The organism is Planomonospora antibiotica (assembly GCF_014647955.1).
GTDB lineage: Bacteria > Actinomycetota > Actinomycetes > Streptosporangiales > Streptosporangiaceae > Planomonospora > Planomonospora parontospora.
This window is the reverse complement of the sequence record NZ_BMQE01000067.1, coordinates 1-26,048: the sequence shown is the minus strand read 5'-3', so window position 1 is coordinate 26,048 and position 26,048 is coordinate 1. Positions and strand designations below refer to the sequence as shown.

Sequence of the window (26,048 nt, the reverse complement as noted above, 5' to 3'; positions counted from 1 at the left end):
AGCAGGAACCCCAGCGGGCGACCGCTGGAATCCCCCGCCTTTAGGCGGGGGAGGAAGTCAACGTCACACCTTATAGAGCGGTGGTCAGGGAGCGGGGGAGCCCGGCGGCCCGGGCGGGGATCCTGCGAACGGCGGTGCCGGGACCGGTGGCCGACGGGGTCGGCCCGGGGCGGGGGGCTCGCAGCACGCCGGTGCCGGGGGACGGCGCGGCCGGTCCCGGGTCAGTAGCCGACGTAGCCGGTGCCGTTCTTCGTGCCGACCACGCCGGGCACCGCCGAGACGGATCCGTAGCGCTCGATGGCGTACCGGACCCCGGCGATGATGTTGTCCACCGGGTGGTAGATGTCCTTGTGGCCGGGGAGGGACCAGCGGTCGAAGGTCGGGTCGATGGTCTGCATCAGCCCCTTGGACGGGATGCCCGCCGCGGCGTTGGAGTCCCAGTTGTTGATCGCGTGCGGGTTCCCGCCGGACTCGTGCTGGATGATCATCCAGATGTCGCTGGGGTTCATCTTCTCGGCGGGGTACCCCTGCGCCTTGAGGATCTCGATCGCCTGCTCGATCCACTCCTTGACCTGCCCGGTCGGCGCGGGCCCGCCGCCGGGCGGGGGCGGGCCGCTGGGCCCGTAACCGCCGAAACCGCCGCCCTGGCCGTTCCCCCCGCCGCCGTTCCCGCCGCTCCCGGCTCCGCCCTGCGGCCGGTAGCCCGCGGTCCGCTCCCAGTCGACGGTGCGGCCCGGCGCGGGCACGAACCGCTCGTCGCCCGGCGCCGCGATGCCGGCGAAGGTGGCGGGCCGCCCGGCCATGTGCTTTTCAACCGCGTCCTTCGCCGCGGTCACGGCCTTGCCGACGGCCTCGACGTGCGGGCGGGCGTCCGAGACGGCCCGGCCGACCAGCGACCTGATGCCCGGCTCCAGGTCCTTGTCCGGTCTGCCGGGGTTCCTCCCGCGGTGGGCGGCCACGTCGTCGAGGAGGGTGCCCATGATGGCGCCGACCTTGGCCTCTGCACTCTCCAGGGCCGCGGCCGCCGTGTCGAGGGCGGTCGCGCAGTCGGTCAGCGCGTCGTGCAGCGCGTCGCCGGCGCGGCCGTACCGGCGCATGTAGGTGTCGAAGGCGTCGGCGGAGTCGCCCTTCCAGGCGGCGTCCACCTCGGCGACGGCGCCGCCGAGGCCGCCGGTGTAGTCGCGCACCTTGCCCGCCGCGCCCCGCCAGCGGGCGGCGACGGCGCGGACGGCGGCCGGGTCGCCGTCGACCCTGCCCGCGAGCTCGGACAGCTCGGCGCCGCCGGGCAGCCCGGCGACCTGGTCCCTGAGGCTCACGCTTCTGCCGCCCCGCCGGCCCGGTTGGCGCCGCGGACGTTGTCCTGCACGAGGTCCAACGCGCGCTCGACGCCCTTCAGCCTGCTCGTGGCGTGCCCGAGTTCGCCGTCGACCGCGGTCTCGACCTCGTCGACGGCGGTGGCCAGCGCCGAGGAGTCGGCGAGTCTCCCGAAGACGGACGAGTCGGTCCCCTTGGCGGGATAACCGGCGCCGAGGTCGGCGAACTTCCCCGCGAGGGTCTTGGCCGCGGTGCGGCACCGCTCGAGCGCCTCGTAGTGGAGGTCGACACCCGCCATCCGGCTGTCTCCTTCCGGCCGCTACGGAGTCGGACCCGGTCGAGCATAGTAGATAAGGATCTTCCGGTAATCAGTCATTCTTTACTCGATACTGGTATTTCACTTGATAATGGGTGACACGCCGGTGACGTCAGGGGAGGGGGCCACCACTGATGGACGAGTTCCGTGCGGCGATGGACGGACTCGCCGCGGAGTACGACCGGCAGGCGGAGCGGCTGCGGGAGGTGTACGGCAGGCTCGGCGAGCTGTCGGCGACCGCCTCCTCGCGCGACCGCATGGTGACGGTGACGGTGGGGCCGCGCGGCCAGGTGACGGGGATCGAGTTCGATCCCCGGGTCTACCGCAGGCTGTCGCCGTCGGAGCTGGCGCAGACGATCATGGAGCAGATCGGGGCGGCGACGGCCGAGGTGGCGGAGGGGACCCGGGAGCTGATGGCCCCCTTCGTGCCGGAGGGCCTGCCGTACGAGGAGGTCTTCGGCGAGGGGGTGGACCTCGGCTCCTTCCTGCCCCGCCCCGCCGAGCTCCCGGTGGAGGGACGCGGATGACGGAGCGGTCCGGGGGCTACCAGGCGGAGCGGGCGGGGCTGCTCCGGCGGGCGCGGGCGTTCGCCGACGAGCGCGACCGGATGGCCGCGGAGTGCGCGGCCCTGGAGGAGGTGTTCCTCCGGGAGGGGCGGCCGCTCGGGGACGACCAGTACGGCGCGGAGCTGGAGCGGAACCTGCCGAAGTTGAAGGAGTCGGTCTTCGGCGGATTCCAGGCGTACATCGACGAACTGGAGGGCGTGCGCAAGGGGTTGATCGCGAACGCCGATGGTTACCGGGCCGCGGAGCAGGCCGGCACCGTCCCCGGTGAGTGAGGCCCGTGGGATTCGACGGCTTCCTGGTCCCGGACTGGGCGAAACCGTGGGTGGGCTGGGTCGTGGGGACGGACTGGCCGGAGGGGGACGAGTCGGCGTGCTTCCGCCTGGCGGACGCGTGCGCGGCGGCGGCGCTGAAGGTGGCCTCGGGAGGGCCGCTCGGCTCGGCGGCGCCGGTCCGGCCGGGTGACGACTGGGACGGCGAGGCGCTGAAGGCGTTCGCCGATCACGTGCGGCGCGTCTCGGGAGGCAGGCAGGCCGACCTGGTGGACCGGCTGGTGGCGGCGGCGCTGGAGTTCAACCGGGTGGGGGTGCAGGTCGAGTACACCAAGCGGATGATCGAGGTGTCGGTCTGGTTCCTGATCCTCCAGATCGCCTGGCTCCTGGCGGCGGCGGCCGGGCCGTGGGGGGCGGTGTCGCTGACGCTGGTCGGTGCGCGGGCGCAGATCACCAGGATGACGGTCCGGCAGATCGCCAGGCGGCTGCTGCTCAACATCGGGCTGTTCGGGGGACTCATGGCCGGGCTGGACCTGGGCGTGCAGGCGTCCCAGTCGCGGCGCGACTCGATCGACTGGGACCAGGTCCTGGCGTCGGCCGGGACGGGCGCGCTGACGGGAGCGTTCCTGACCGGCCTGTCGGGCGGCCTGTCGCGGCTGGCCACCGGAGGGCTGCAGGCCGGTCTGACCCGGGCGGAGATGTCGGCGCTGGAGAAACTGCTGGCGGCGTCGAGCCGGTCGATGTGGGGGCTGATGGGCCAGTCGGCGCTGGCCAACGGCGCGGCCACGGCGGTCTCGCTGGGATTGAGCGGCGACTTCGACTGGGAGGCGGTGCTCAAGGGGACCACGGCGGGTGCGCTCGGGGGTGCGGACGCGCACTGGGCGGGCGCGAGCCCTTCGTGGCGGAGCGGCGATCACGGCGGCCCCGGCGGCCCCGGTGACCTCGGTGGTCCCGGAGGTCCGGGTGGCCTCGGTGACCTCGGTGGTCCCGGAGGCCCGGGTGGTCCCGGAGGTCCGGGTGGCTCCCGGGGCTCGGACGCTTCCGGTGACACCGGCGGTTCCGGTGGCTCCGGTGCTCGTGACGGCGGGAGCTCCGGCAGCTCCGGTGGTTCCGGCGGTTCCGGTACTCGTGACGGCGGTGGTTCCGGTGGTTCCGGCGTTCCGGAGGGCGCCGGATCGGCGACCCGACTCGCACAGTCCGCACCCGACGGCGCCGCCGTACCCGGCGCCGGGCGGCCCGGCGACGGCACCGGGTACGGCGGCGCGGGGCACGCGGGGGAGGGACGCTCCGGCGCCGGGCACGGCGGCCAGGACGGGACCGCGCCGCGTTCCGCCGTCGACAGGTTGCTGAACTGGGGGGACCGACCGGCGGACGGGCCGGGCCGGGAGACGGCGGGTGCCCGGGAGGCCACCGGTGGCCGAGACGGGGCAGGTGCCCGGGATGCGGCGGGCGTCCGGGACGCGGCGGGCGTCCGGGAGGCCGCCGGCGTCCGGGACGCGGTCGTGGGCGACCCGGGCGGCGACCCGGGCGGCGACCCGGGCGGCGGGCACGGGCGCGCGGGGGATCCGCAGTTCTCCCCGGAGCAGCTCAGGGAGCTGGCCGACGCCCAGGTGGAGGCGGAGCGGATCCTCGCCGACAGGTTCGGCGACGAGGCCCCCGTGGTCGACTACACCTCCACGCCCATGCACCCCGACATCGCCCGGGAGTACAACCGCGCGCTGGTGAGGCTCGCGGACGGCTTCCCCGAGGTGATGGCCGGGCTCGGGGAGATCAGCACCCGGGATCCGCTCGGCAGGTTCGACGGGGGCGTCGGCGGTGGCTACTCCGTGCTGAGGGGACCCGACCAGGGGATCTACCTGAACGCGGGGATGCTGGACGACCCGCGGCGCGTCACCGAGCTGTACGCCGACCGGATGCGGGTGGGCTGGCTCTCCCGCGGCTACGAGGACCTCGGCGCGGTCCTCTACCACGAGTTCGGCCACCACCTGCTCCAGGATCTGCCCTACAGCGCGGAGCGCCAGCTGGCGCAGGCGTTCCGGGAGGTGACCGGGCGGCGGCTCGCGGTGGACATGCCGTTCCACCCGGACACCGCCGCGGAGGTGGGGCGGACGCTGTCGCGCTACGGCGCCGCCGACCCGCACGAGATGGTCGCCGAGGCGTTCGCCGAGTACATGGGGGCGGGCATGCCGCGCCCGCTGGCCATCGCCCTGGGCGTCGTGCTGAGGGCCCACCACCTGCCGGGCGGGGCGGGCGGCTGAGCACCGCCGCGCGGCGGCCGAGGCGGCCGGGACGGAGGCGCTCACCAGCGGGGCCGGGTCCGGGCGGTCCCCGTACGGGGAGCGGGTCCGGGCGGCCGCCTCAGACGGCGCCGATCCGCTCCTCGTAGAGGCGGAGATCGTCCTGCGCGCCCTCGCGCAGCGCGAAGCGGACGCCGCCGTCACCGGGATACGCCGCGCGGTGGTCGAAACCGCCGAGGAAGATCTCGTCCGGCACCCGGCCGGGGAAGGCCTCGCAGTGCGGGATCCACAGGTCGAGCGAGGTCACGGCCTCGCGGTTGCGGCGCAGCCGCAGGCGGGCACAGGCGTCGCAGATGTTCGGGTCGCGGAGCACGATGTCCTCCTTTCCGCGGGACGCAGCCGAGCCTATCCGGCCTCGGGCGGCGGCTGGGGGGCGAGGAAGGCCGTCTGGACCAGGCGGGCGCCGTGCCGCCGGTCGGTGTGGTAGCCACGGCCGGGCGGGAGCGGGTGCGGGCGCACGTTGCCGAACAGGGTGCCCTCGTCCTTGTTGCCGGACAGGATGACGGCCGGGGTCGCCATGTCCTTGATCCGCTGGATGACCGGATCGAACATCGCCCGGCCCACGCCGCCCATCGCCCGCGACATGACCAGGTGGAGGCCGATGTCGCGGGCCTGCGGGATCAGGTCGACCAGGGGCAGCAGCGGGTTCGACGAGGTCGCGACCAGGTCGTAGTCCTCGACCACGATGTACAGGTCCGAGCCCTGCCACCAGCTCCTGGCCCGCAGCTCCTCGGCGGTGAGGTTCGCCGGGGGCAGCCGTTTGAGCAGGGCGCCGCGCGCGTCGTTGACCAGTTCGAGCGCGGCCGCGCCGGAGGCGGCGTAGCCGATGCGGTGCTCGGTGGCGGCGGAGTCCAGCAGCGACCGCCGATAGTCGATCACGATCATCATGGCCTCCTGCGGCGTGCGCCGGGCGACCAGTCCCTCGGTGACGAGCCGGAGCAGGTTGGACTTGCCGCTCTCGGTGTCGCCCACCACGATGAAGTGCGGGTCGGCGTCGAAGTCCAGCAGGACGGGGGAGAGGGCGGCCTCGTCGATGCCGATCGGGATCCGGTGCCCGGTCTGCTCGGCTCCCGGCAGGGTCTCGGCGGGCAGCACCGCCGGCAGCAGCCGCACACCCGGGGCGGCGGGGCCCTGCCAGGCGTCCCTGACCGCGTGGACGAGCGCGCGCACACCGGCCGGCAGGTCCTCGGCGCTGTGGACGCCGTCGATCCGGGGGACCGCCGACAGGAAGTGCAGGCCCTCCTTGGTGAGGCCGCGGCCCGGCACGCCCTCGGGTACGGCGAGCGACGCCTTGCGGTTGACCTCCGACTCGTAGGCGTCGCCGAGCTTGAGCTCGACCCGGGTGCCGAACAGGTCGCGGATGCCGGGACGGAACTCCGACCACTTGTTGGTGGCGGCCACCACGTGGATGCCGTAGCCGAGGCCGCGCGCGGCCAGGTCGGTGATGACGGGTTCGAGCGTCTCGAACTCCTGCCGGACGGTCAGCCAGCCGTCGACCACCAGGAAGACGTCGCCCCAGCCGTCGCCCTGGATCGTGCCGTCGGCGAGCTGCCGCCGGTAGGCGGCGATCGACTCGATGCCCTGCTCGGCGAAGTCGCGCTCGCGCCGCTGCAGGAGGGCGGCGATCTCGGCCACCGTGCGGCGCACGCGGTCACCGTCCAGGCGGGTGGCGATCCCGCCCACGTGCGGCAGGGCCTCCAGTGAGGCGAGCGAGCCGCCGCCGAAGTCCAGGCAGTAGAACTGGACCTCGCGCGGCGTGTGGGTGAGCGCCATGCCGGTGATGAGCGTGCGCAGCACCGTGCTCTTGCCGCTCTGCGTCCCGCCGGCGACGCCGACGTGGCCGGCGGCGCCCGACAGGTCCAGCCAGAACGGGTCGCTGCGCTGCTCGAACGGTTTGTCGACGACGCCCACGACGGCGTGCAGCCGGCCCCGGCCCGCCCAGCCGGCCGTGGTGAGGCCGAGCTGCGGCGTGACGGACAGCGGGGGGAGCAGGTCGGCGAGGGTGGGGGGCTCGCCCAGCGGCGGCAGCCAGATGCGGTGGGCGGGAGGGCCCTGGCCGCGCAGCCGGTCGACCACGACGTCCAGCAGGCTGGGAGCGTCCCTGCCGTCCCTGCCGCCCTCCCCGCCGGTCCCGTCCGGCGGCCCGTCCTCCGCCTCCGGCCGCCCGGCGGGCTCCTCCACGACGGGGAACGGCACGAACGCCGGGCCGTACGGCACGACCTGGCGGACGGGCCCGCGCGCGCCCGCCGTCCCGTGGCTCGGGTCCGCCTGGTAGGGGCCGGAGACGTAGGCGGCCTTGAACCGGGTCATCCCGGTCGTGTCGAACTTGAGGTAGCCGTTTCCGGGCGCGGACGGCAGCTCGTAGGCGTCGGCGACGCCCAGCACGACCCGGCTCTCCATGGCCGAGAAGGTGCGCAGGCCGACCCGGTAGGACAGGTGGGTGTCCAGGCCGCGCAGCCTGCCCTCCTCCAGCCGCTGGGAGGCCAGCAGCAGGTGGACGCCGAGCGACCGGCCCAGCCGGCCGATCATCACGAACAGCTCGACGAACTCGGGCTTGGCCGCGAGCAGCTCGCTGAACTCGTCGATGACGACGAACAGGGTGGGCAGCGGCTGCAGGGGGACGCCCTGCTCGCGGGCGCGCTCGTAGTCGCGCAGTGAGGCGTAGTTGCCCGCGGCGCGCAGCAGCTCCTGGCGGCGGACCATCTCGCCGTGCAGGGCGTCGTGCATGCGGTCGACGAGGGGGAGCTCGTCCTCCAGGTTGGTGATCACCGCGGAGACGTGGGAGAGGGAGTCCAGGCCGAGGAAGGTGGCGCCGCCCTTGAAGTCGACCAGGACGAAGTTCAGGATCTCCGACGAGTGGGTCATGGCCAGGCCGAGGACCAGGGTGCGCAGCAGCTCGCTCTTGCCCGAGCCGGTGGCGCCGATGACCAGGCCGTGCGGGCCCATGCCGCCCTGCGCCGACTCCTTGATGTCGAGCTCGACCACCCGCCCGTCCCCGCCGAGGCCGATCGGCACCCGCAGCCGGTTGCGCCCCGCCCGGGGCCGCCAGACCACCGCCGGGTCGAGGCGGGCCGGGTCGCCCACCCCGAGCAGGTCGGTCAGCGAGGTGTTCGCCGTGAGCACGTCCTGCTCCTCGCCCCCCTTGGCGGTCGAGGCGCGCAGCGGGGCCAGCTGCCGGGCCAGGCCCTCGGCCCGCAGGAAGTCCAGCCGGTCGGGGTCGCCCAGCCGGGTCGAGCTCTCCTTGCCCGCGTGGTCGACCTTGATCATGAAGAAGCCGTCCGGCCGGACGTCCAGCCGGAGCGTGCTCTTCTCCTCCACCGCCCCGGCCGTCCCGGACAGGTCGATGACGGTGACGCCCTGGATCGCGTCGGCGCCGAGCTGGGAGTCGTGCGGGATGTGCCCGCCGTCGACGATCAGCACGTGGTACGGCAGGGCGTCGGCGGAGGCGCCGGGCCGGAAGCGGGCGCGCTCCTTCAGGTCCTCGCCGACCAGCCGGTCGAGGTCGGCGAGGGTGCCGGACATGAGCCGGGCCTGGCCGGCGGCGTCGGTCTCCTCGGGGTGCAGCGCGTGGGGCAGCCACTTGACCCAGTCCCACTGCGCCATCCACTCGCCGCCCGCGCAGACCATGATCCGCAGGTCGTCGGGGGAGTGGAACACGGCCATCTGGGCGACCATCGCCCGGACCAGCCCGCGGACGGCCACCGGGTCGCCGGTCAGCCTGATCCGGGCGAAGGAGTGCAGGGCCACGGCGACCGGGAGGTGCGGGACGGTCGAGTGCGTCCGGACGAACCTGCGCAGCGCGCCGGCCGAGAGGGCGTCCAGGTCCTCGACCGGCTTGGAGTCCGGGGGGATGAGCTGGATCGCGAGCTTCTGCACGCCGGTGCCGAGCCGTACGGTGCCGAAGTCGTCGTCGCGGGGCCGCCGCTCCCACAGGCGCGGGCCCAGGGCGATCCACCACAGGGAGTCGGGGGCGGGGCTGCTCCACTCGAGCGCCTCCCGCTGCTGCACGGCGGCGCGCCGCACCCGCTTGCGGACCTGGGAGAGGTAGCGGAAGTAGTCGCGGCGCAGGCCGTTCAGGCGGGACTTGCGCTCCCCGGCCTGGCGGCCGAGCTGGCCCATGGTCATGCCGACCATGGACAGGGCGAACAGGCCGCTGGCGACGTACATGACCGGGTTGGTGTTGCCCCCGGCGGTGAACATCAGGCCCATGGCGGCGCCTCCCGCCAGCATGGGCAGGTAGGTCATCACCCCGGCGAAACCCTGCGACTGGACCTCGGGGATCTCCGGAGGCGACTCGAGGAGGATCTCGCCCCGCGGTGGCTTGGGCGGGGGACGGCGCTCGGGACGCCGTACGACGACGATGCTCACCCTGGAAATGCCCTCCTGTGCCCGGACGTCTTCCCTGCCGCCGGTGGACCCGTCCACTCGCGCGGCCGGCGGCGCCTGCGGCCGACCACCGCGCGTGATCCACATTGTGCCGCTACCGTATCCGCCATATCCGAGATATCCCCTATGTCGGTGATATTCGTGATGTCCACGGGAGAGGGAAACGGCTGTGCTACCGCTGAGTCAACCACCCGTCCAGGGGCCGGGGCCGCAGGGGGTGGCGGTCCGGTCCGCCGCGCCGCTGCCGCCGCTGTGCCACGTCACGATCGTGGCCCCCCGCGTGAAGGCGGACCTGGCACTGCCCGCGGACATCCCGCTGCCGCACATCCTGCCGGGCCTGCTGCAGGCGGTGGGCGAGACGGGCGGCGGCGCCGCCGCGGTCCCCGTCTGGGTGCTCCAGCGGATCGGGGGCGCCCCCCTCGACCTCGGCCAGAGCCTGGGCGCCCTGGGCGTGCTCGACGGCGAGGTGCTCTACCTGCGCCCCCGCGACGCCGTACTGCCCCCGGCCGTGTTCGACGACGTGGCCGACGTGGTCGCCACCAGCGTCAAGGAGGGGCCGAGCAACTGGGAGAAGAGGCACACCAGGCTGACCGGGCTGGGCGCCGCGGTGGCGCTCCTGCTCACCGGGACGGTGGCGCTGGTGGCCGCCGGCCCTCCCTGGACGGTCCCCGCGGTGCTCGCCGCGGTGCTGGCGCTCCTGCTGCTCGGCGCCGGCGGCGCCGTCTCGCGGGCGCTGGGCGACTCCGCGGCGGGCGCGCTGATCGGCTACACGGCCCTGCCGTACGGCTTCCTCGCCGGGCTGCTGGCCCCGGCGGGCCTGACGGACTCCCCGGCCGGGTTCGGCGCGCCGCACCTGCTGTCCGGCTTCGCCGTCACCGTCTTCGTGGCCACCGCCGGCGGGATCGCGGTCGCCGACGGCGTGCCGGGCTTCATGGGCACCGGCGTGGCGGCGGCGGCCGGGGCGGCGGCGGCCGGGGTCGTGATGGTCTCGGGCGCCTCCCCCGCCGGGGTCGCGGCGGTGACGGCCTCGATCCTGCTGGCGCTCGGCTCCGCGGTCCCGATGCTGTCGTTCCGGATCGCCCGGCTGCCGATGCCCACGATGCCGACCAACGCCGAGGAACTGCGCGCCGACAACCAGCGGGTCGACGGCGAGACCATCCGGGAGCGCACCGGCCGGGCGCAGCGCTACGCGACCGGGATGGTGGCCGGGATCGCGCTGACGGCGCTGGTCACCCAGGTGTACCTGCTGCTGGACGGCCGCTGGATCGCGATCGCCACGGCGCTGGTGCTGGCGGCGGTGCTCGTCATGCGGGCCCGCGTGTTCCAGGGGCTCGGCCAGCGGCTCTGGCTGACGCTCGGCGGCGTCGCCGGGCTCGCGGTGTTCGCGGTCGGGCAGGCGGTCGCCGGGAGCGGCGCCGCGGCGATCACCGTGGTGGTGGCGCTGCTGTGGGCCGCGGCGGTCCCGGCGGGCCTGGGCCTGTGGCTCCCGGCGGGCCGGCCGTCGCCGTTCTGGGGGCGGGCCGGGGACATCATCGAGGTCCTGCTCGTGGTCGCGCTGTTCCCGCTCGCCCTCGGCGTGCTGGACGTCTACGCCTGGGTGCGCGGCCTGGCGGGGTGAGCACGGCCCGTGCCCGCGGAGGTGCCGCGCGGTCCGGGGGAGTACGGCCCGTGCCCGCGGAGATGCCGCGCGGTCCGGGAGGAGAAGCCGGCGTGCCGCCGGACCGGGGCCCGCGCCCACGGGTCCGGCGGCGTCCACGAGGAGGGATGAGCGATGACGGCTGGGTTCGGGGATTTCGCGAACATCGATGTCGACAAGCTGCTGAACATGCGGTTCGACCACGTCCAGGACGTGCAGAAGGCCGCGTCCGAGCTGGTCGGGCGGGCCGAGGACGAGAGCGGCCTGGTCGCGGTCGAGTACGGGAGCCAGGGGCTGAGCGGGCTCGAGCTCCACCCCAAGGCGATGCGGCTGAGCGCGGGGGAGCTCGCGGAGATGATCAAGGCGACGGTCCGCGCCGCCGCCGAGGACTTCAACACCCGGTTCGAGGACCTGATGGGCGAGGCCTTCGGCGGGGACGGCGCGATGCGGGAGGCCCGCGATCCGGAGGCCCTGAAGGACCGGATCAAGGAGATGGAGACGGCCTACGACCGCACCTTCAACGATGTTATGGGGGAGCTTGACCGGATTCGTCACCGTTTGGGGCTTTAGGAGCGCCGAAGGGTAGGTGCGTCCTCCAGTGTCACCCCTTTCTGGATATATGCCTCGGATGGGACATCTGACCTAATAGGCGGCAAAGTTATCTGTCCGTAATATGCATTCTTGTTATCCAGGGCGGGCGAGATCACTAGCATGCCTGGTGATGATGTTCGCGGGAGCAGTCCGCCTCGTCGGCGATGCGGCATCGGGCCGCACGGCCGGCGCGGGCGCTGAGCCGCGACCGGCAAACAGGTCCTATGTCACGGAGGTGACCGGTGGCGGATTTCTTCGGTGCCAGTCCGGCACAGATCAAGAAGGCGTCGGAACTCGTCGTGGACACCGCGCAGTACGTCGAGGGTCTCCGCAAGGGTGTGCAGACCACCACGCAGGAACTGACGGCCACGGGATGGCTGGGCACCGCGTCGGCCAAGTTCCTCCAGGCCATGACCAAGTGGGACGAGCAGATGATGATCGTCCGGCGCGACCTGGAGTCCATCGCGCAGAAGATGGGCGACAACTCCATCACCTACAGCGCGGCCGACCAGGACGTGCAGAGCGGCATGAACAGGGTCGACTCCCTCATCAACACCGGAACCAGGTGACCTGAGGCCCGCGCGGCCCCCGGCATTTCTTCCCCGATCCCTCCACGACAAGGACGGAGAGCACAGTGTCCGACTATACGAAGGTCAACTTCGTGCAGATGGAGCAGGCCCAGCTGGGGCTCCTCAAGGTCGTCAGCAACATGGACAAGGCGACCGACGAGCTCATCAGGAAGCTCCAGGAGGTCCTGGGCGACAACTGGGCCGGCGACGCGGCGAACTTCTTCGAGGAGCACCGCAAGATCTGGGACGCCGCCGAGCAGGAGATGGGGCGCCAGCTCAACGAGGCCGCCGTCGCGCTCGGCACCGCCAACGAGAACTACAAGGCGGCCGAGGCGCGCAACCGGGCGATCTGGTCCAGCTGACCCGGGCGGCGCACCGGCCGGGCTCCGTACGGCCGCGGCCGGTGCACTCCGCGGCGGCCGGGCCGGGCCGCCGCGCGCCGCGTGCCTCCACGGCGGCGGTCTGCCAAGGAGTCTTCGGAGTCTTCAAGGAGAACGATGGGTAACGAGCTCTCCCCTGATCCGAACTGGCCCGGCGTGCACAACTACGTGACGGGGACCGAGTTCGACGTCGCGCGGATGCGGAAGGTCGCCGAGGACCTGGAGCGCTGCGCCGGAGAGATGAAGAGCGGGGCCGGGTCGGCGACCGGCCTCTGGCAGGACTCCGCCCTGACCGAGTTCCAGGTGGGGACCTGGCCGGCGGCCAGCGCGTTCGCCCGGAGTGTCGGCCGCAACCACTCCCCCGAGGGCGTCGCGGGCATGTACGTCGGGCCGGTGTCGAACACGCTGGCCTACGTCTACGGGATGTTCGCCGTCCGGCTGGAGGACGCCGCCAAGGCGATCCGGGCCAACGCCGACGAGTACGACAGGGCCCGCCGTGCCAACGGTGGCTGACGGCGGGCGGAAGCGATCACGGGAGGGTCGTCGTGGGCAGTGAGAGCGGGAGCCTGGACGTCCGGTCCACCAGCGCGGTCCCCAGCGCGGGCCAGGTGTCCGCGTCGAAGGAGGAGATCGAGCGGTGGCTGCACGCCACGGCGCCGGAGCAGGTGACGGCCGCCGCGGCCTCCTACCAGGCCGGCGTGGCCGTCCTCGGCTCCGTCCGCGAGGCCCTGGCCCGCAACGCCAAGGAACTCGCCGGGGCGTGGAGCGGGCCCGCGTCCGTCGAGGTCCAGCGGGCGCTGCAGATGCTGCACGCCACCGGCGCGGAGCTGGCTGAGAAGATGGGGCAGATGGCCTCCGTCCTGCAGACGTACGGCGGGGCCGCCCTGCCCCAGGCGATCGACGAACTGGAGAGGCTGAAGGCCGACCCCGCCCCGCAGCCGAACCCCTCGCCCGGCCCGGCGCCGACGCCCTCGCCCACCGCGTCGCCGTCGCCGTCCGCCTCGGCGTCCCCCTCCACCGCGCCGTCCACGATCGGGCCGCTGAAGGAGCCCGCTCCGGGCCTGACGCCCTCGGCGCAGGCCGCCATGAACGGCGACCACGCGGCCCGGGAGATCCTCCGCAAGCTGGACACGAGGATCGTGCAGCTCTACGAGAGCGTTCCGGCGAACGTGACGTACAACCTGCCGACCGTGACCATCCCGGAGGCTTCCGGCGGCTACACGCCCGTGGAGTACCCGCCGGGCGGCAGCCCCTACGAGGGCGGCTCGCCCCGCGGGAACGGCGGATCCGTCCCGGCCTACTCCGGAAACCCCGGCGGCACCGGCGGTTCGGGCACGGGGGGCGGCCCCGGCCCGGGCGGCGGCCCCGGTTCCGGGGGCGGCCCCGGAGGCGGTTCCGGGGGCGGCCCCGGCTCGGGCGGCGGACCGGGCCCCGGTCCCGGTGGGCCTGGTTCCGGTGGACCTGGTTCCGGTGGCGGGACCGACCCCGGCGGGAGCGGACCCGGAGGCGGGACCGACCCCGGCGGGAGCGGACCCGGAGGGAGTGGACCGGGCTCCGGTCCCGGCGGGAACGGGAACGGCGCGTTCCCGGGTTCGGGCGTCACCGGTGACGGCACCGTTCCCCCGGTGATCGGTCAGGCCGGTGACCCGGCCGGCTCCGGCGACCCCCGGACCACCGAGGTCGCCGCCTTCACCCCGAACGACCCGGCCACGGCCCTGACGCCCACGCAGAATCCGGCGGCGGTCACCGCGCAGCCCGGCCCCGGCTTCGGCCCCGGATCAGGCTTCGGTCCCGGCTCCGGTCCCGGCACGGTGGTCCGGCCGAACCCGCTCGGGATCGGCGGGCCGATGACGAGCGTGCCCCCGGTCCTGGGCGGCGGCTCGGGCGCCGGCGGCGGGGCGGCCCTGTCCTCGTTGCGGGGCGCCGCCGCGGGCGGCGCGCCGATGATGCCGTTCATGCCGATGGGCGGCGCCGCCGGCGGCGAGGAGTCGCAGGGCCAGGAGCGGACGAGCTGGCTGACCGAGGAGCACGACGTCTGGAACACCGGCCATGAGGTGATCCCCCCGGTCATCAACTGACCCCGCCCGGCTCCCGGAAGGCACGGCATGGCGTTTCAACTGGATCCAGACTGGCCCGGCCTGACGGAGGCCGACCGCAAGCACGGCGCCGAGGTGGACCGCACGGAGGTGAAGCGGATCGCGGGCGAGCTGGAGAAGGCGCTGAAGGCGCTGACCACGGGCGGCGCGGAGCCCGCGGCGGCGGGCGACCACAAGCCCGGTGACGACTTCTCGCCGCCCCCGCCCCCTCCGCAGGGCGCGGGGGCGCTGCCCGACCTGCAGCGCCACTGCGCGCTGAGCGAGGCCCAGCTCGGCCAGTGGCAGACGGCGCAGCAGTTCTCCATGGGGATCGTCTCGGCCTATTCCGTCCTGGTCGGGGACCCGGGCAGCCCGGGCAGCGGCCTGTACGCCTCGCTGGCCCGGCAGTACGGGGAGTCCATCAACGCGCTGCTGGAGATGGCCAGGTCCTACGACGGCGCGGAACAGGCCTACGGCCGGCCGGGCGACCGGCACTGAGTGCGGGGCGGACGATCATGGCGGACGTGCAGAGGATCAGGGTCAAGCCCACGGACGGGCCGCTGGCCACCGAAGAGACGCAGATCTTCTACTTCGACTACCTGGAGAAGCGGATCCAGGAGTGGATCGACGGCGCCGATCCGGTCGCGGTGCGGCGGGCGGGCGACTACTACGTCGCCGGGCACGGGGCGCTGGAGGCCGGCGCGGCGGAGCTCAAGGCGAAGGCCGCGGAGCTGGCCCGGTACCTGAAGGGGCCGGCGGGCGTCGAGGTCCAGAAGCAGCTGCAGTTCCTGCACGCGACCATGCGCGAGCTCGCCGGCAAACTGAACGCCACCGGCACGGTGCTGCGCAAGTACGCCGACACGATGGCCTGGGCGCAGCGCGAGGTGGTCGTCCAGCAGGGCCGGGACTCGCGCACGGACCGGGACATCGATTGGGCCGACCTCACCCCGTTCTACGGGGTCTACCGGGTCCAGCGCCGGGCCAGGGACCACTTCTACGCGGTGAACGAGAAGATCCGCGAGCTCTACGCGGAGCTGCCCCCCGACGTCCAGCAGGCGCTGCCCACCCCCACGGAGGTGGACCTGCCGGAGTACAAGCCGACCGGCCTCCCCGGCGGCGACCCGTCCACGAAACTCCCCTCGGAGCTCCTGGGCGGAGGGCGGTCCGGGACCGGCGCCTCCGTGCCCGGCCTGGACGGTGATCCGTACGGGCTCGGAGAGCTTCCCGGAGACGGGGGGACGGTCCCGGGCGGCCTCGATCCGTCGGGGCTGGTCCATCCGCTCCCCGAGGGCGCGTCGGGCCTGCCGGGCGCCCCAGGCCTTCCGGGGACGGGCGCCGGCGGGGCGGTGAACACGGGCGACGCCTCCGCGCACCTGCCTGGTCCGCCGGACGCGGGCGTGCCCGCGCCGGGATCGTCCGCGACCACGCTCGCCGGTCTGCGCGACCCCTCGATGACCGGATCGCCCGCCTTCCCGGGGATGGCGCAGTTCCCCGGCGGACCCTCAGGAACGGGCGGACCCGGGGCCGGAGGCTGGCCGGGCGGCGGCGCCTTCCCGGGCGGGGCCTTCGGCGCCGCGGGCGGGCCCGGGGGTGCCGCAGGCGCCGGCGGTGCCGGAAGCGCCGGCGCCGGGGGTGCCGGGGGCGCCGGGGGCGCCGGGGGCGCCGGGGGCAGGGCGAAGGCGGGCGGCGGCGCGCCGATGGCGCCGTTCATGCCGATGGGCGCCGCTGCGAAGGGCGGCGCGGGAGGCGACGAGGAGCGGGACCGGGAGAACGGCACCTGGTTGTTGGAGGACGACGACGTCTGGGGCGGCGGCGGCGACACCATCCCGCCGGTGATCGGCTGACGTCCGCGGGGGCGGTCGCGACGGAACCCGGACCATTCGGCGAGGCGGCCCCCTGGACCGTTCACCGGAGACCGGGCTTCCGGGCCGTCCGCCGGGGATGCCGGCGGACGACCGCACCGGAGGGCCGGCGCCGCAGGTCACTTCTCAGGCGGGTCCGCCTGGTACGGCTCCGGCAGCTCGCGCTTGGGGGCCACCCGCAGCGAGGGCGGCGTGGTGGAGATGACCGCCCGCTTGAAGTCGATCGCGACGCCGTCGGTCGGCTCGATGTTGAACATCTGGCCCATGGACTGGAGGGCGGTGCCGAAGGTGGTCCCCGCCACGCCGAGGAAGGCGGCGAGGATCTTCGTGTTCTGGGCGACGAGCCAGTTGGTGAGGGCGACCAGCTTCTCGAGCCACACCTGGGAGGCGAATCTCAGGTGCGGGAGGGCCTTCATGGAGTGGGCGGCCGCCACATAGCCGAGGACGGTGCCCGCCAGGGCCGCCGCCTCCAGCCAGTAGTAGTTGTAGGCGTCACGGACCTGGTCGACCTGACCCTCCAGGTTGTAGCAGAGGCCGCTCAGCTTCTGCAGGTCGCCGCCGAACAGTTGCACCGCGTGCAGGAACGCCTCCCGGTCGTCGGCGATCCAGTCGGCCCGGGACAGGAAGACCGCGTTGCCGATCAGACCCGGGTACTCCACCTCCAGGGCCTTGGCCAGGGCGTTCCAGTTGGCCTTGGCGTCGCCCATGCCGGGGACGTCGGCGACGGCGGTGCCCAGGACGCCCACCGCAACCATCAGGCCGGGGGCCCGGGGGACCGCTTTCTTGAACGCCTCCATGGCCTGCGTGGAGGCCGCGGCGGCGTTGCCGGCTGTCACGCGCATGTCCGGTGCTCCTCGGGGTTGTCACCTGTAGACGACGGCGCTGCTCTCCTCGGCCGCGCGCCAGTTCCGCTTGATGGTCTCCAGCGCAATGACCCACGCCTCGACGGTGCTGACGGCGTCGTCGGTCATCTTCCGGACGTCCTCCTGCACGTCGCTGTACTTGCCGCCGAACACGACGCCGAGGACGCCGAAACCGGGAAAACCGACGTCGGTGCTGTCGATGTCCTCTCTGAGGTCCCGGAGCGCGGGCAGGACCTTGTCATCGAGGTTCCGCTGAATGTTAGAGATACAGGAGGAAGTGACGTATTTGTCCTGACTCACGCGGAAATCCTCCTATGCTACAGATGTCTGTTTTTGGCCGTTGGTTTCTCGGTCTTGGGAAAGAATTCACCTGGCGGGATAGTATCTTGCGATACATCCGATATGAGAGTGGTCCGAGTGGTTGATGATCACTCGATGTCGAAAGGGTGCGCGGTGTCCGAACCCCGCTTCGATCCCACCGGTTTCGATCCGGAGAACTTCGACCCGGACGACCTGGACCGCGTCATCCAGGATGCGGAGCGGACGATGAGCCGTCTCGCGGACGTGCAGGAGGAACTCGCCGGTCTGCGCGGGCACGGCACCGGAGCCGGAGACCTGATCGACGTGGTCACCGACGCGACCGGGCGCGTGGAGCGGATCGACCTCAACCCGCGGGTGATGCGGATGGACAGCCGCACCCTCGCGGACGAGCTGACGAGCGCGATCCGCTCGGCCCAGGAGGACGGGGAACGTCGGGCGCGCGAGCTGCTCGCCGGGGCGGGCGTGTCGGTCCCCGGCGCCGACTTCAGCGCCGATTTCGGCGAGGTGGAGAAGCGGATGACGCGCGGTCACGAGCCGTTCGCCCGCGAGATGAACCGGCGCATGGCGGAGGGACCAGGACGGTTCCCCGGCGGCGGCTGAGCACGGGCGGGGCGCGGCCGTACTCCGGGGGACCGCGACCGGGCGCCGTCCGTTCCACGGTGATCTGTACGGCGGTGCGTCGCGACAGTAGCCTGAACGGGCGAAACGATCACGGACCTCGCGGGCCGGGACGGCCCGCGGAGGCTGCGGAGGGGTGGACGATGAGCGGATCCGGCGGCGGCCAGACGCTCGGAGGCTACGGGCTGAACGGTCCCGGGGTCTCCTTCAGCGACGAGAAGCTGAAGGCGCTCGGGAAGGACTACGACACCCACGCCGGCACGATCGAGGGCGTCGCCGACCGGACGAAGGCGATCGGCGTCCCGTTCCCCGGATTCGGCGTCCTGGGCGCCGGGCTGCACATCGCGCACGACCGCGCCCGGGACAGCGCCGCCGACGCCCTCGGCGCGGGCAGGGACGTGCTGGCGTCGTGGCGGACGGCCCTCGAGACGGCCAGCCATACCTACAAGGCCGCCGAGGACGCCAACGGGCTGCCGGACCTTCCGGGTACGGACCTTCCAGGGGGCGGCCTGCCCGGGGGCCTTCCGGGGGGTGGTCTTCCGGGTACGGACCTTCCGGGCGGTGGCCTTCCAGGGGGCGGTCTGCCCGGCGGGGGCCTTCCGGGGGGTGGTCTGCCCGGCGGGGGCCTTCCGGGCGGGGGCCTTCCGGGGGGTGGTCTGCCGGGCGGGGGTCTGCCCGGCGGGGGCCTTCCGGGGGGTGGTCTGCCCGGGGGTGGTCTGCCCGGGGGTGGTCTGCCGGGCGGGGGCCTTCCGGGGGGTGGTCTGCCGGGTACGGACCTCCCGGGCGCGAACCTCCCGGGCGCGAACCTGCCGGGCACCGGCGGCGTGCCGGGGAGCGGAGGGCTCGACGGGCAGGTCCCCGGTCTGCCCGGGCAGACCGCGACCGGACTGCCGGGCCTCGGATCGGTCGACCCGCGCCGGACGGACCTGTCCGCCTACACGCCCGGCGAGCCGTCCGTGCCGCAGTTCAAGGTCCCGGAGGCCACGACCTGGACGGGCGACCAGACCGGGACGGGCACGGCGGGCCGAGGGGGCGGCGCGTTCCCCGCAGGGGCGGGTACCGGCGGCCCGGGCGGCCTGCCGGGAGGTGCACGCGGAGCCGGTGCGAACGGCATGCCGATGATGCCGATGGTGCCGATGGGCGGCGCCGGAGCAGGCGATCAGGAGCGCGAGCGCGACCAGACCACCTGGCTCTCGGAGGACGAGGGGGTCTGGGGCGGCGACGAGGACGTCGCCCCCTCGGTGATCGGCCAGGAGCCGTGATCCGGACGGGACGCGGCGGGACGGGAGGCTGACGGCATGGCGTACGAGAACGACAAGGACATGTACATCGCGGCGGTGGCGCTGGCGACCATCGCGGCCGGAGTCCTCAGGCGTCCCATGGCGTTCTCCATCGCCGCGACGCTCGGCCTGATGATCTCCGATCCGGGTGCCATGAGCGCGGCGGCGAAGGAATGGGACAAGGCGGACCTCGACCAGCTCAAGCGGGAGATAACCGAGCTGAAGGAGACGCTGAGGAAGGACGGCAAGTGGGAGGGCGAGGCCTTCGCCGCGTTCGACGCCGCCGTCCTGAAGTTCAACGACGAACTCGGCAACGCGCAGAACCTCCGCAAGGGCATGGGCGACGCCCTGGACCAGACCGCCCTCGTCTACCACGTGGGCGCGATCATCGCGATGTCCGTCGCGGTCATCATGCAGGCGCTGGCGGCGCTCTCCATCGTCTTCCTCGCCCACCCCGGGGGGAAGGTGGCCTTCGAGGTCGCGCTCACCGGGGTGCTCAACTCCATCGACAAGGCGGTCAAGTCGATGGCCAAGAAGAAGATGACGGCCGCCGGGGTGGTCGCGGGCATCCTCTACGGGGTGGCCACCCTCCAGGACAACATGGGCAAGCTGTTCTTCGGGATGAAGGCCATGCCGGAGGGGACGCCGGAGTTCACCAAGGCGGGCCTGACCTACGATCCGGCCGCCGGGCTCAAGAAGACGGAACTGCCCAGCCTGAACATGAACCTGAGCCAGGGCGGCTTCCACCTCCCCGGCCTCCCCTGACCTTCCGCGCCGCGCCCCCGGGCTGCCCCGGCCTTCCGCGCCGCGCCCCCGGGCTGCCCCGGCCGGAACCCGAGGGGCTCCGGGACGGGCGAGGCCCGGCCGCTACGGCCGGGCCGGGGCCGCCGCCGGCTGCTCGACCCGCACCGGCACCCTCGCGGCGGCCGGATCGAGCGCCGGCCCCTCCGGGATCAGGTGCATCAGGTGGGCCGGGAGCGGGGCGACGTCCCCGTCGGCGTAGCCGAGGCTCTGCAGCGCCTCCGGTGAGGGGATCGCGTGCCGCCGCCCCTGGTCGCCGATCAGGTAGAGCGAGCGGACCGCGTCCAGCCTGCCGTCTCCCGGCAGCAGCCCCACGAGCGCGCCGGAACCGGGCGGGAGCACCACCTGGTCGACCGTGGCCTGGTCGAAGCGCTCGTTCGGGGGCGCGGGGATCCGTACCGTGCTCTCGACGGTCAGCGTCGCCTGCGCCGACCCCCGTGCCGTGCCGGAGTAGACGGCGCAGAGCGGGTCCGCCGGGTCCGGCTCGATGACCTTCGGCATGGTCTCGGGGAGGCCGGTGGAGTCCAGGCGGGTCTTCGAGACCCGCATCGCGTTCGCGGTCGCGGCGTCCAGCGTGATCGCCCGGACCGGCGCGCGGCCGTACGCCTTCCTCGTCGCGGGGTTCTGCAGGAGCAGGTCCGCCTGGACGGGGGTGAGGCTCGCCAGCCCGTCGGCGAGCAGGACGTACCACTTGGCGGGGCCGCCGACGGCCGGCGGAACGGTGTAGACCCGGCCTGCCGCGGACCCGCGGCCGTCCGGCCCGCGCACCGCGCGGCCCAGCCCCGGGATCCAGGGGCTGCGCAGGTCGGGCCCGGCGGGCAGCGCGTTGAGCCAGGCGGCCGGGACCTGCCGGCGCCCTCCCTCCGGCAGCGCCCGCACGCTCTCGGACGCCACCCGCATCCGCCGGTTCGACCAGAGCATCCAGGTCTGCCCGCCCTCCTCGACCACCATGGCGGAGTCCTGCCCGATCGGGCGCCCGCCGACCTCGAAGCCGCCGATCAGGGACGTGTACGGCCTGCGCCCGCCGGCGGCGTCCGTGCCCTCCACCACGCAGGCCGACCACGGGGCGCGGACCAGGCGGTCGGGCGCGGGCAGCGACTCAGGAGCGCCCGGGATGCCCACCAGCGTGCCCCGGGTGAAGCGGGCGAGCGAGGCCGCGGTCACCGTCCGGACCTTCGCGCCCTGCGTGCCCAGGAGCAGCCGGGCGGAGGCCACGTTGGCGACGGGGATCATCCGCCGCTGCGGGGCGCTGTAGACGAACGTCGCGCCGGACTCCTCCTCGACGAGGACCGTGCCGGGTTCGGTGAGCGCGGTCGCGCCGCCCGGGCGCAGCAGTCCCAGCACGCCGAAGACGACCGCCACCAGGACGGCGGCCAGCACCGCGCAGAACATCGCCACGTTGTACCTGCGCATCGGCGACTCGGGCAGGTCCGGCTCGCCCTGGAGCAGAGCCGTGCCCAGTCGCTGCGTCATCAGCCGGTACGCCTGGTAGAGATCGCGACGGGTCTGCATTCCACCTCCGTCTCGCCGGACACGCGGTAGCCGACAGCATAGAAGCGCGATCAAGGAGTTGCCCCCTCCGAGACAGAAAAGGGATCTTCCTCTCTTCCGGGGCGGGCGGGGGAGGCCCCGGGACGCCTGGGCGGGCCAGGCCGCAGGACGCCGGAAGGGAGCCGGAAAGCGCCCGGACATCCGCAGGCCGCCCGGTGTTAACGGGAGCCCCGTAGCCTCTGAGCCGCCGCCCGGCCGTGCGCGCGGCGACGCGCGGCCCGGCGGTGCCGGGGCGCCAGGGGCGCGGTGACGGCACGGCGGTACGGCGATACGGAGACGATTCTCGGAGGCTGGTCGATTGGCTCCTCAGACCCCCGGATACGAGGTCGCGGCCGGGCACCTGGAGAAGTTCGCGGGAACCGCGGGGGACGCGGGCGCCGAGGTGCAGGGCGCGCTGGACGGAACGCCCCGCTTCGAGGGGTGGAACCTCGCCCCGCTCGCGGGCGTCCCGCTCGTCGGGCTGCTCTTCGTCAACCGGCTCAACGCCGTCGCGGACACCTGGGCGGCGGGCGCGCGGGTCCTGCGCGAGACCCTCGCCTCGGACTCCGAGCGGCTGATGCGGGTGGCCGCCACGTACGTGCAGGTGGAGCGGGCCAACGCGGCGGGAGGGAAGCCCTGAGCGAGAATCCGCTGCTCCCGGGCGGGCAGCCGCCCGGGCAGGGCCCGCTGTACGTCACCGACCGCCACGGCACGGTCCGCCGGACCGTGCAGGTGGGACCGGCCGGCGGGCCCGGTCCGGTCGGGCAGGCCCGCGCGGCCGCGCCGGTCGTGCAGGCCCGGACCGATCCCGGTTTCTTCCGCAAGCTGATGGGGTCGCTGAACGTGCTGCGGCAGCCGACCCGGACCGCCATGGTGATGTCGGGCATCGGCGCCGCCGCCCTCGCCCTGGACGTCGCCGCGACCGCGAACATCGGCAACCCCTTCCTCTTCGCGAACCGCAGGGACACCTGGAAGGAGATCTCCGGGCGGCTGGAGAGCGGCCGGGCGGACCTGTGGCGGGCGTTCTTCGACGAGGTCTCCCCCAACTGGCAGGGGGAGGCCGAACAGGCGCTCCAGACGCACCTGCGGTTCAACACCAACGGCCTGTTCGGCGTGCTGCGCAAGGTGTCCGACGACATGAGCACCACCATGCAGGGTCAGTACAAGGAGGTCCTGGAGTACGACCTCTCGGTCTTCGCCATCTACGCGGCCTCCGCGCCGATCTTCAAGACGCTCACGGCGCTCAGCACGACCAACCCGGTCGCCAGGGGAGCCCTCATGGCCTACGTGGCGACCTTCGCCGGAGGGCTGGGGAACCTGGTCAAGCAGTTCGCCGACGTCTACAACGGCTACGAGACGGAGCTCAACAAGCTCGAACTCAAGCTGAACGACCTGCGGGCCGCCTTCTGGACCGGAGGGGACCCGGACAGGGGACCGCGGCGGCTGGGACTGCCTCCCGGCGTGACCGACCCCGGCAACATCAACGACGACTACTGGCAGCGCGCCCCGCACCACAGGTGACGGGGACGCCCTGGATGAGCGCGGACGGGCGGGAGATGGAACGGACAGGGCAGATCGCCGCATTCGCGGCCGGTGCCGAGGGTGACGTCGCGGGCCTCCTGCGGGAGGTCGGCGAGCAGGTCGACCGGCTGACCGCAGCGCTCCGCGAGCTGAGCGGGCGGGAGGTGGAGGCGGACGCGGCCGACGGCGGGATCCGGGTGAGGGTCTCGGGGTCGGGCAGGCTGCTCGCCGTCACCGTCGGCGCCCGGGCGATGCGGGACCTCGACCACGAGGAGCTGGGCCGGGCCGTCGTGGAGGCGATCCGGCGGGCGCGCGAGGCCGCGGGGGCGGAACTGGCCGAGGCGGTCGCCGAGGCGACCGGCACGCGTCCCGCCGTCCCGGCGGACCCGGACGGCCCGCTCGTCCCGGCGGACCCGCTGGCGCCGGCCGTCGACGCGCTGCTGAGGGAGGCGTGACCGTGGAGGAGCACGAGCTCCTCGGCCTCGCCGAACGGCTCCCCGAGGCGCTCGCGGAGCTGGAGGCGGCGGTGGAGGAGTGGAGCGGCAGGCGCTTCCACGGCACCGCGGACGAAGGACGCGTCGTCGCCACGGTCGACGCGCTCGGTTCGCTCCTCGACCTCGAGATCCACGTGCTCAGCCGGCGCCGGCTCGACGGCGTCTCCCTCGGCGAGGCCGTCGTCGCGGCGGTCGGGGCCGCGGAGGAGGCGGCGGCCCGGGCGAAGGACGAGATGATGCACGGCCTGCGCCTGGGGAGCCTGCCCAGCCTGGGAGAACTGCTCGGCGGCGCGCGCCGGGACTTCGAGAATCGCAGCGGCTTCCCCGCGTAGCGGCGCCTTCCCCGCCTGCCCGGGAAGCCCGGCGGCTTCCCCGCGCGGCCGAGGAGCCGCCGCGGCCTCCCGGGCGAGCGGGGGAGCGCTGCGGCCTCCCAGGTCAGAGGGGAGAGCGCTGCGGGCTCCCAGGTCAGAGGGGAGAGCGCTGCGGGCTCCCGGGCCGGGCGGTGGGGCGCTGTGCGCCCGGCCGCCATCCGCGCCGCCGGCCCAGGGGCACGACGACGCCGGCCAGGGCGGCCAGGACCGCCGCGGAGAGGGAGAACAGGGCGACCCGGCCCGCGATCGAGATCCCCCTGACGTCCTCGGCGGGTGCGGGCCGTACCGCGCCGGGCGGCAGCGGGGCGGGTTCCTGCGGCGCGATCGCGACCGTCTCCGGCAGGATCGCGGACACGGCCAGCAGCGGGTTGACCATCCCCGCGCCGGTCCCGGAGCCGGAGGCCCCGTCGGCGGTCAGCTCGATGCGCCGCCGTACCCGCACCTGGTCCAGGCCGGGGTAGCGGGCCCGCACCAGTGCGGCCACCCCCGCGACGTACGGCGCGGCGAAGCTGGTCCCCTCCAGGTCCTCCCGGTAGGCGCTGCCCGGCCAGGGGGCGGTGACGGCGGTGCCGGGGGCCAGGACGGAGACGGGGGTCGACGCGTTGGACGAGTCGGCCCTGCCGCCCTCGGGGCCCGCCGAGCCGACGGAGAGCACGCCCGGGTAGGCGGCCGGGTAGGCGGGCGCCGCCGAGCCGTCGGACCGCTGGACGTTGCCCGCCGCGGCCACCACCACCACGTCCTGGGCCAGCGCGTAGTCGACCGCGGCCTTCAGATCCGGCTGGTCGGCCGCCTGGATGGAGACGTTGACCACGTCCGCGCCGAGCTCGACGGCGCGCACGATCCCCTGGGCCAGTTTGCCCACGTCGCCGTTGCTCTCGTTGGTCTGCTTGATGGAGATCAGCTTGGCCCGGGGGGCGACACCCGTGAAGGGCACCCCGCGGATCTCGGCTCCAGCGATGATGCCCGCCACGGCCGTGCCGTGCCCGACGCAGTCGTAGCCGTGCGTGCCGGTGAGGTCGACGGACGAGGCCACCTTCAGCTGCGGGTGCCGGGCGTCCACGCCGCTGTCCACGATCGCCACCGTCACTCCCACGCCCTTGGTGAGCCGCCAGACCTCCGGCAGGTTCAGGCGCCGCTGGGCCCACGACTCGCCGATGCTCGTCGTCCCGCGCTGCGGCGTGCAGTCGGACCCCGCCGCCCCGCCCGCCGCCGCGTTCCCGGTGGCGGGCGGGGCGGCGACCGCCAGTGCCAGCGCACCCGCGGCGAACCTTCCGGCGATCACGGAATCTTCACCTCCGCGCGGGCGGCCTCCGTACGGCCGCCCGCCGAACTCGGTCGGGTGCCGCTCCTCCGGGTCTCCGAAGAGGGCCGGCGGGAGCGGCCGGAAGACCCCTCCCGGAGGCCGGAGCCGTCCGGGAGGGGCGTCACGTCAGGTCCGGGGCGGACCTTCAGGACGGGATCAACCGCAGTTCCCCCAGTCCGAGGAGGTCTGGCCGCCGGGGCCGCCGCCGGAGAAGCGCACGCACTTGCCCTTGGCGGGGAGGACGACCGGTCCCGCGTAGTACTCGAAGGAGCCCCTGTCGGTCAGGGAACCGCCGCCCTGCACCTCGAGTGTGGCCCAGAGCTGGCTCGCCTTGCCCACGTCGGTGCTCTTGACGGTGACCACGCAGTTGTTCCCGGTGGACGCGTTGTAGAGCTGGTGAACCGTCCCGCCGCTGAACGACAGGGACCGCTGCGGGACGTATCCCGCCCCGCAGACCTGCTGCGGGCTGAAGGGCCCGGCGGGTGCCGTCGCGGTCCGCGACGGGGCGGCCCCGATCGGCGGCCGTACATCGGTGGGGGTCGGCTTGGCCGTGCTGGTCGGCGGGTTCCAGGTGGGCCTGGCCCGGGTCGGCGTCGGCTTGGCCGTGCTGGTCGGCGGGTTCCAGGTGGGCTTGGCCTGGGTGGGTGCCGTTGTGGGCTTGGCCGCGGTGGTGGTGGGCTTGGCC

The 26,048-nt window shown here is 74.0% G+C and carries 26 protein-coding genes and 1 pseudogene; 18 read left to right on the top strand and 9 right to left on the bottom strand.

The features are described 5' to 3' along the window. Positions 1-221 precede the first annotated feature (221 nt). Both IEZ06_RS33145 and IEZ06_RS33140 read right to left on the bottom strand, forming a co-directional pair. Positions 222-1,316, bottom strand: a complete 1,095-nt coding sequence (locus IEZ06_RS33145; protein WP_189240618.1) for a WXG100 family type VII secretion target — start codon at positions 1,314-1,316, stop codon at positions 222-224. Next, positions 1,313-1,612, bottom strand: coding sequence for a hypothetical protein (locus IEZ06_RS33140; RefSeq protein ID WP_189240617.1), 300 nt, complete (start codon positions 1,610-1,612; stop codon positions 1,313-1,315). Before IEZ06_RS33140 ends, IEZ06_RS33145 begins: the two co-directional genes overlap by 4 nt. 152 nt (positions 1,613-1,764) lie before the next feature. On the opposite strand from IEZ06_RS33140, the gene IEZ06_RS33135 reads away from it, so the two are divergent. Genes IEZ06_RS33135 through IEZ06_RS33125 form a run of 3 tightly spaced genes read left to right on the top strand, consistent with a single transcriptional unit; the run spans position 1,765 to position 4,723 of the window. After that, positions 1,765-2,157, top strand: a complete 393-nt coding sequence (locus IEZ06_RS33135; protein WP_229799050.1) for a YbaB/EbfC family nucleoid-associated protein — start codon at positions 1,765-1,767, stop codon at positions 2,155-2,157. Next, positions 2,154-2,468: a hypothetical protein gene (locus IEZ06_RS33130; protein ID WP_189240616.1), complete on the top strand. Its 315-nt coding sequence runs from the start codon at positions 2,154-2,156 to the stop codon at positions 2,466-2,468. The genes IEZ06_RS33135 and IEZ06_RS33130 overlap by 4 nt, the downstream gene beginning before the upstream one ends. Continuing rightward, positions 2,465-4,723 (top strand): WXG100-like domain-containing protein, encoded by a 2,259-nt coding sequence (locus IEZ06_RS33125; protein ID WP_189240615.1) that lies wholly within the window; start codon positions 2,465-2,467, stop codon positions 4,721-4,723. Before IEZ06_RS33130 ends, IEZ06_RS33125 begins: the two co-directional genes overlap by 4 nt. A gap of 100 nt (positions 4,724-4,823) precedes the next feature. On the opposite strand, the gene IEZ06_RS33120 is transcribed toward IEZ06_RS33125, so the two are convergent. Next, positions 4,824-5,075: a hypothetical protein gene (locus IEZ06_RS33120; RefSeq protein ID WP_189240614.1), complete on the bottom strand. Its 252-nt coding sequence runs from the start codon at positions 5,073-5,075 to the stop codon at positions 4,824-4,826. Positions 5,076-5,107: 32 nt separating this feature from the next. After that, positions 5,108-9,130, bottom strand: coding sequence for a type VII secretion protein EccCa (eccCa, locus tag IEZ06_RS33115; RefSeq protein WP_189240613.1), 4,023 nt, complete (start codon positions 9,128-9,130; stop codon positions 5,108-5,110). Positions 9,131-9,317: 187 nt separating this feature from the next. Here eccCa and eccD point away from each other — a divergent pair, with 187 nt between their 5' ends. The 8 genes from eccD to IEZ06_RS33075 all read left to right on the top strand — a co-directional run bounded on the left by eccD (position 9,318) and on the right by IEZ06_RS33075 (position 16,243). Continuing rightward, a complete protein-coding gene (gene eccD, locus IEZ06_RS33110; RefSeq protein WP_189240612.1) occupies positions 9,318-10,766 on the top strand; it encodes a type VII secretion integral membrane protein EccD in 1,449 nt (482 codons plus the stop codon). 153 nt (positions 10,767-10,919) lie between these two features. Further along, positions 10,920-11,354: a YbaB/EbfC family nucleoid-associated protein gene (locus IEZ06_RS33105; protein ID WP_189240611.1), complete on the top strand. Its 435-nt coding sequence runs from the start codon at positions 10,920-10,922 to the stop codon at positions 11,352-11,354. Positions 11,355-11,617: 263 nt separating this feature from the next. Continuing rightward, positions 11,618-11,944, top strand: a complete 327-nt coding sequence (locus IEZ06_RS33100) for a WXG100 family type VII secretion target (RefSeq protein ID WP_189240610.1) — start codon at positions 11,618-11,620, stop codon at positions 11,942-11,944. Between the two features lie 65 nt (positions 11,945-12,009). Then, on the top strand, positions 12,010-12,306 hold the full coding sequence (locus IEZ06_RS33095; protein ID WP_068897647.1) for a WXG100 family type VII secretion target: 297 nt from the start codon (positions 12,010-12,012) through the stop codon (positions 12,304-12,306). 135 nt (positions 12,307-12,441) lie between these two features. Then, a complete protein-coding gene (locus IEZ06_RS33090; protein WP_189240609.1) occupies positions 12,442-12,837 on the top strand; it encodes a hypothetical protein in 396 nt (131 codons plus the stop codon). Between the two features lie 32 nt (positions 12,838-12,869). After that, entirely contained in the window at positions 12,870-14,402 is a 1,533-nt protein-coding gene (locus IEZ06_RS33085) for a WXG100 family type VII secretion target (protein ID WP_189240608.1), read from the top strand. A 27-nt stretch (positions 14,403-14,429) separates the two neighbouring features. Continuing rightward, entirely contained in the window at positions 14,430-14,897 is a 468-nt protein-coding gene (locus tag IEZ06_RS33080; protein WP_189240607.1) for a hypothetical protein, read from the top strand. 26 nt (positions 14,898-14,923) lie between these two features. After that, positions 14,924-16,243: a hypothetical protein gene (locus tag IEZ06_RS33075; protein WP_189240606.1), complete on the top strand. Its 1,320-nt coding sequence runs from the start codon at positions 14,924-14,926 to the stop codon at positions 16,241-16,243. Positions 16,244-16,380: 137 nt separating this feature from the next. Here IEZ06_RS33075 and IEZ06_RS33070 read toward each other — a convergent pair whose 3' ends face one another. Beyond that, complete coding sequence (locus IEZ06_RS33070; protein ID WP_189240605.1) at positions 16,381-17,103, bottom strand: hypothetical protein; 723 nt, start codon at positions 17,101-17,103, stop codon at positions 16,381-16,383. 21 nt (positions 17,104-17,124) lie between these two features. Further along, on the bottom strand, positions 17,125-17,424 hold the full coding sequence (locus tag IEZ06_RS33065) for a hypothetical protein (RefSeq protein ID WP_189240604.1): 300 nt from the start codon (positions 17,422-17,424) through the stop codon (positions 17,125-17,127). A gap of 153 nt (positions 17,425-17,577) precedes the next feature. On the opposite strand from IEZ06_RS33065, the gene IEZ06_RS33060 reads away from it, so the two are divergent. From IEZ06_RS33060 to IEZ06_RS33050, 3 genes are all read left to right on the top strand, one after another. Next, complete coding sequence (locus IEZ06_RS33060) at positions 17,578-18,045, top strand: YbaB/EbfC family nucleoid-associated protein (protein WP_189240603.1); 468 nt, start codon at positions 17,578-17,580, stop codon at positions 18,043-18,045. A gap of 161 nt (positions 18,046-18,206) precedes the next feature. Next, positions 18,207-19,325 carry a hypothetical protein gene (locus IEZ06_RS37585; protein ID WP_189240602.1) on the top strand — a complete coding sequence of 373 codons (1,119 nt, stop codon included), beginning with the start codon at positions 18,207-18,209 and terminating at the stop codon, positions 19,323-19,325. 36 nt (positions 19,326-19,361) lie between these two features. Further along, positions 19,362-20,108 carry a WXG100 family type VII secretion target gene (locus tag IEZ06_RS33050; RefSeq protein WP_189240601.1) on the top strand — a complete coding sequence of 249 codons (747 nt, stop codon included), beginning with the start codon at positions 19,362-19,364 and terminating at the stop codon, positions 20,106-20,108. 102 nt (positions 20,109-20,210) lie between these two features. On the opposite strand, the gene eccB is transcribed toward IEZ06_RS33050, so the two are convergent. Continuing rightward, positions 20,211-21,656, bottom strand: coding sequence for a type VII secretion protein EccB (gene eccB, locus IEZ06_RS33045; RefSeq protein WP_189240600.1), 1,446 nt, complete (start codon positions 21,654-21,656; stop codon positions 20,211-20,213). Between the two features lie 337 nt (positions 21,657-21,993). Here eccB and IEZ06_RS33040 point away from each other — a divergent pair, with 337 nt between their 5' ends. The 4 genes from IEZ06_RS33040 to IEZ06_RS33025 all read left to right on the top strand — a co-directional run bounded on the left by IEZ06_RS33040 (position 21,994) and on the right by IEZ06_RS33025 (position 24,021). Further along, positions 21,994-22,314, top strand: coding sequence for a hypothetical protein (locus IEZ06_RS33040; protein WP_189240599.1), 321 nt, complete (start codon positions 21,994-21,996; stop codon positions 22,312-22,314). Positions 22,315-22,400: 86 nt separating this feature from the next. Further along, the gene (locus tag IEZ06_RS33035) at positions 22,401-23,195 is read left to right on the top strand and encodes a hypothetical protein (RefSeq protein ID WP_189240598.1); all 795 of its coding nucleotides are present in this window, start codon (positions 22,401-22,403) and stop codon (positions 23,193-23,195) included. A gap of 14 nt (positions 23,196-23,209) precedes the next feature. Next, the gene (locus IEZ06_RS33030; protein WP_189240597.1) at positions 23,210-23,650 is read left to right on the top strand and encodes a YbaB/EbfC family nucleoid-associated protein; all 441 of its coding nucleotides are present in this window, start codon (positions 23,210-23,212) and stop codon (positions 23,648-23,650) included. Further along, positions 23,647-24,021, top strand: coding sequence for a YbaB/EbfC family nucleoid-associated protein (locus IEZ06_RS33025; protein WP_189240596.1), 375 nt, complete (start codon positions 23,647-23,649; stop codon positions 24,019-24,021). Before IEZ06_RS33030 ends, IEZ06_RS33025 begins: the two co-directional genes overlap by 4 nt. 133 nt (positions 24,022-24,154) lie before the next feature. On the opposite strand, the gene IEZ06_RS33020 is transcribed toward IEZ06_RS33025, so the two are convergent. Both IEZ06_RS33020 and IEZ06_RS33015 read right to left on the bottom strand, forming a co-directional pair. Then, positions 24,155-25,342 carry a S8 family serine peptidase gene (locus IEZ06_RS33020; protein ID WP_189240595.1) on the bottom strand — a complete coding sequence of 396 codons (1,188 nt, stop codon included), beginning with the start codon at positions 25,340-25,342 and terminating at the stop codon, positions 24,155-24,157. Positions 25,343-25,519: 177 nt separating this feature from the next. Then, positions 25,520-26,048, bottom strand: a pseudogene (locus tag IEZ06_RS33015) (serine/threonine protein kinase); the annotation flags it as partial.

Coding starts and splice junctions, on each gene's coding strand:
- IEZ06_RS33140 (WP_189240617.1), bottom strand. CDS start 1,612: ATGGCGGGTGTCGACCTCCACTACGAGGCGCTCGAGCGGTGCCGCACC.
- IEZ06_RS33135 (WP_229799050.1), top strand. CDS start 1,765: ATGGACGAGTTCCGTGCGGCGATGGACGGACTCGCCGCGGAGTACGAC.
- IEZ06_RS33130 (WP_189240616.1), top strand. CDS start 2,154: ATGACGGAGCGGTCCGGGGGCTACCAGGCGGAGCGGGCGGGGCTGCTC.
- IEZ06_RS33105 (WP_189240611.1), top strand. CDS start 10,920: ATGACGGCTGGGTTCGGGGATTTCGCGAACATCGATGTCGACAAGCTG.
- IEZ06_RS33090 (WP_189240609.1), top strand. CDS start 12,442: ATGGGTAACGAGCTCTCCCCTGATCCGAACTGGCCCGGCGTGCACAAC.
- IEZ06_RS33080 (WP_189240607.1), top strand. CDS start 14,430: ATGGCGTTTCAACTGGATCCAGACTGGCCCGGCCTGACGGAGGCCGAC.
- IEZ06_RS33070 (WP_189240605.1), bottom strand. CDS start 17,103: ATGCGCGTGACAGCCGGCAACGCCGCCGCGGCCTCCACGCAGGCCATG.
- IEZ06_RS37585 (WP_189240602.1), top strand. CDS start 18,207: ATGAGCGGATCCGGCGGCGGCCAGACGCTCGGAGGCTACGGGCTGAAC.
- IEZ06_RS33050 (WP_189240601.1), top strand. CDS start 19,362: ATGGCGTACGAGAACGACAAGGACATGTACATCGCGGCGGTGGCGCTG.
- eccB (WP_189240600.1), bottom strand. CDS start 21,656: ATGCAGACCCGTCGCGATCTCTACCAGGCGTACCGGCTGATGACGCAG.
- IEZ06_RS33030 (WP_189240597.1), top strand. CDS start 23,210: ATGAGCGCGGACGGGCGGGAGATGGAACGGACAGGGCAGATCGCCGCA.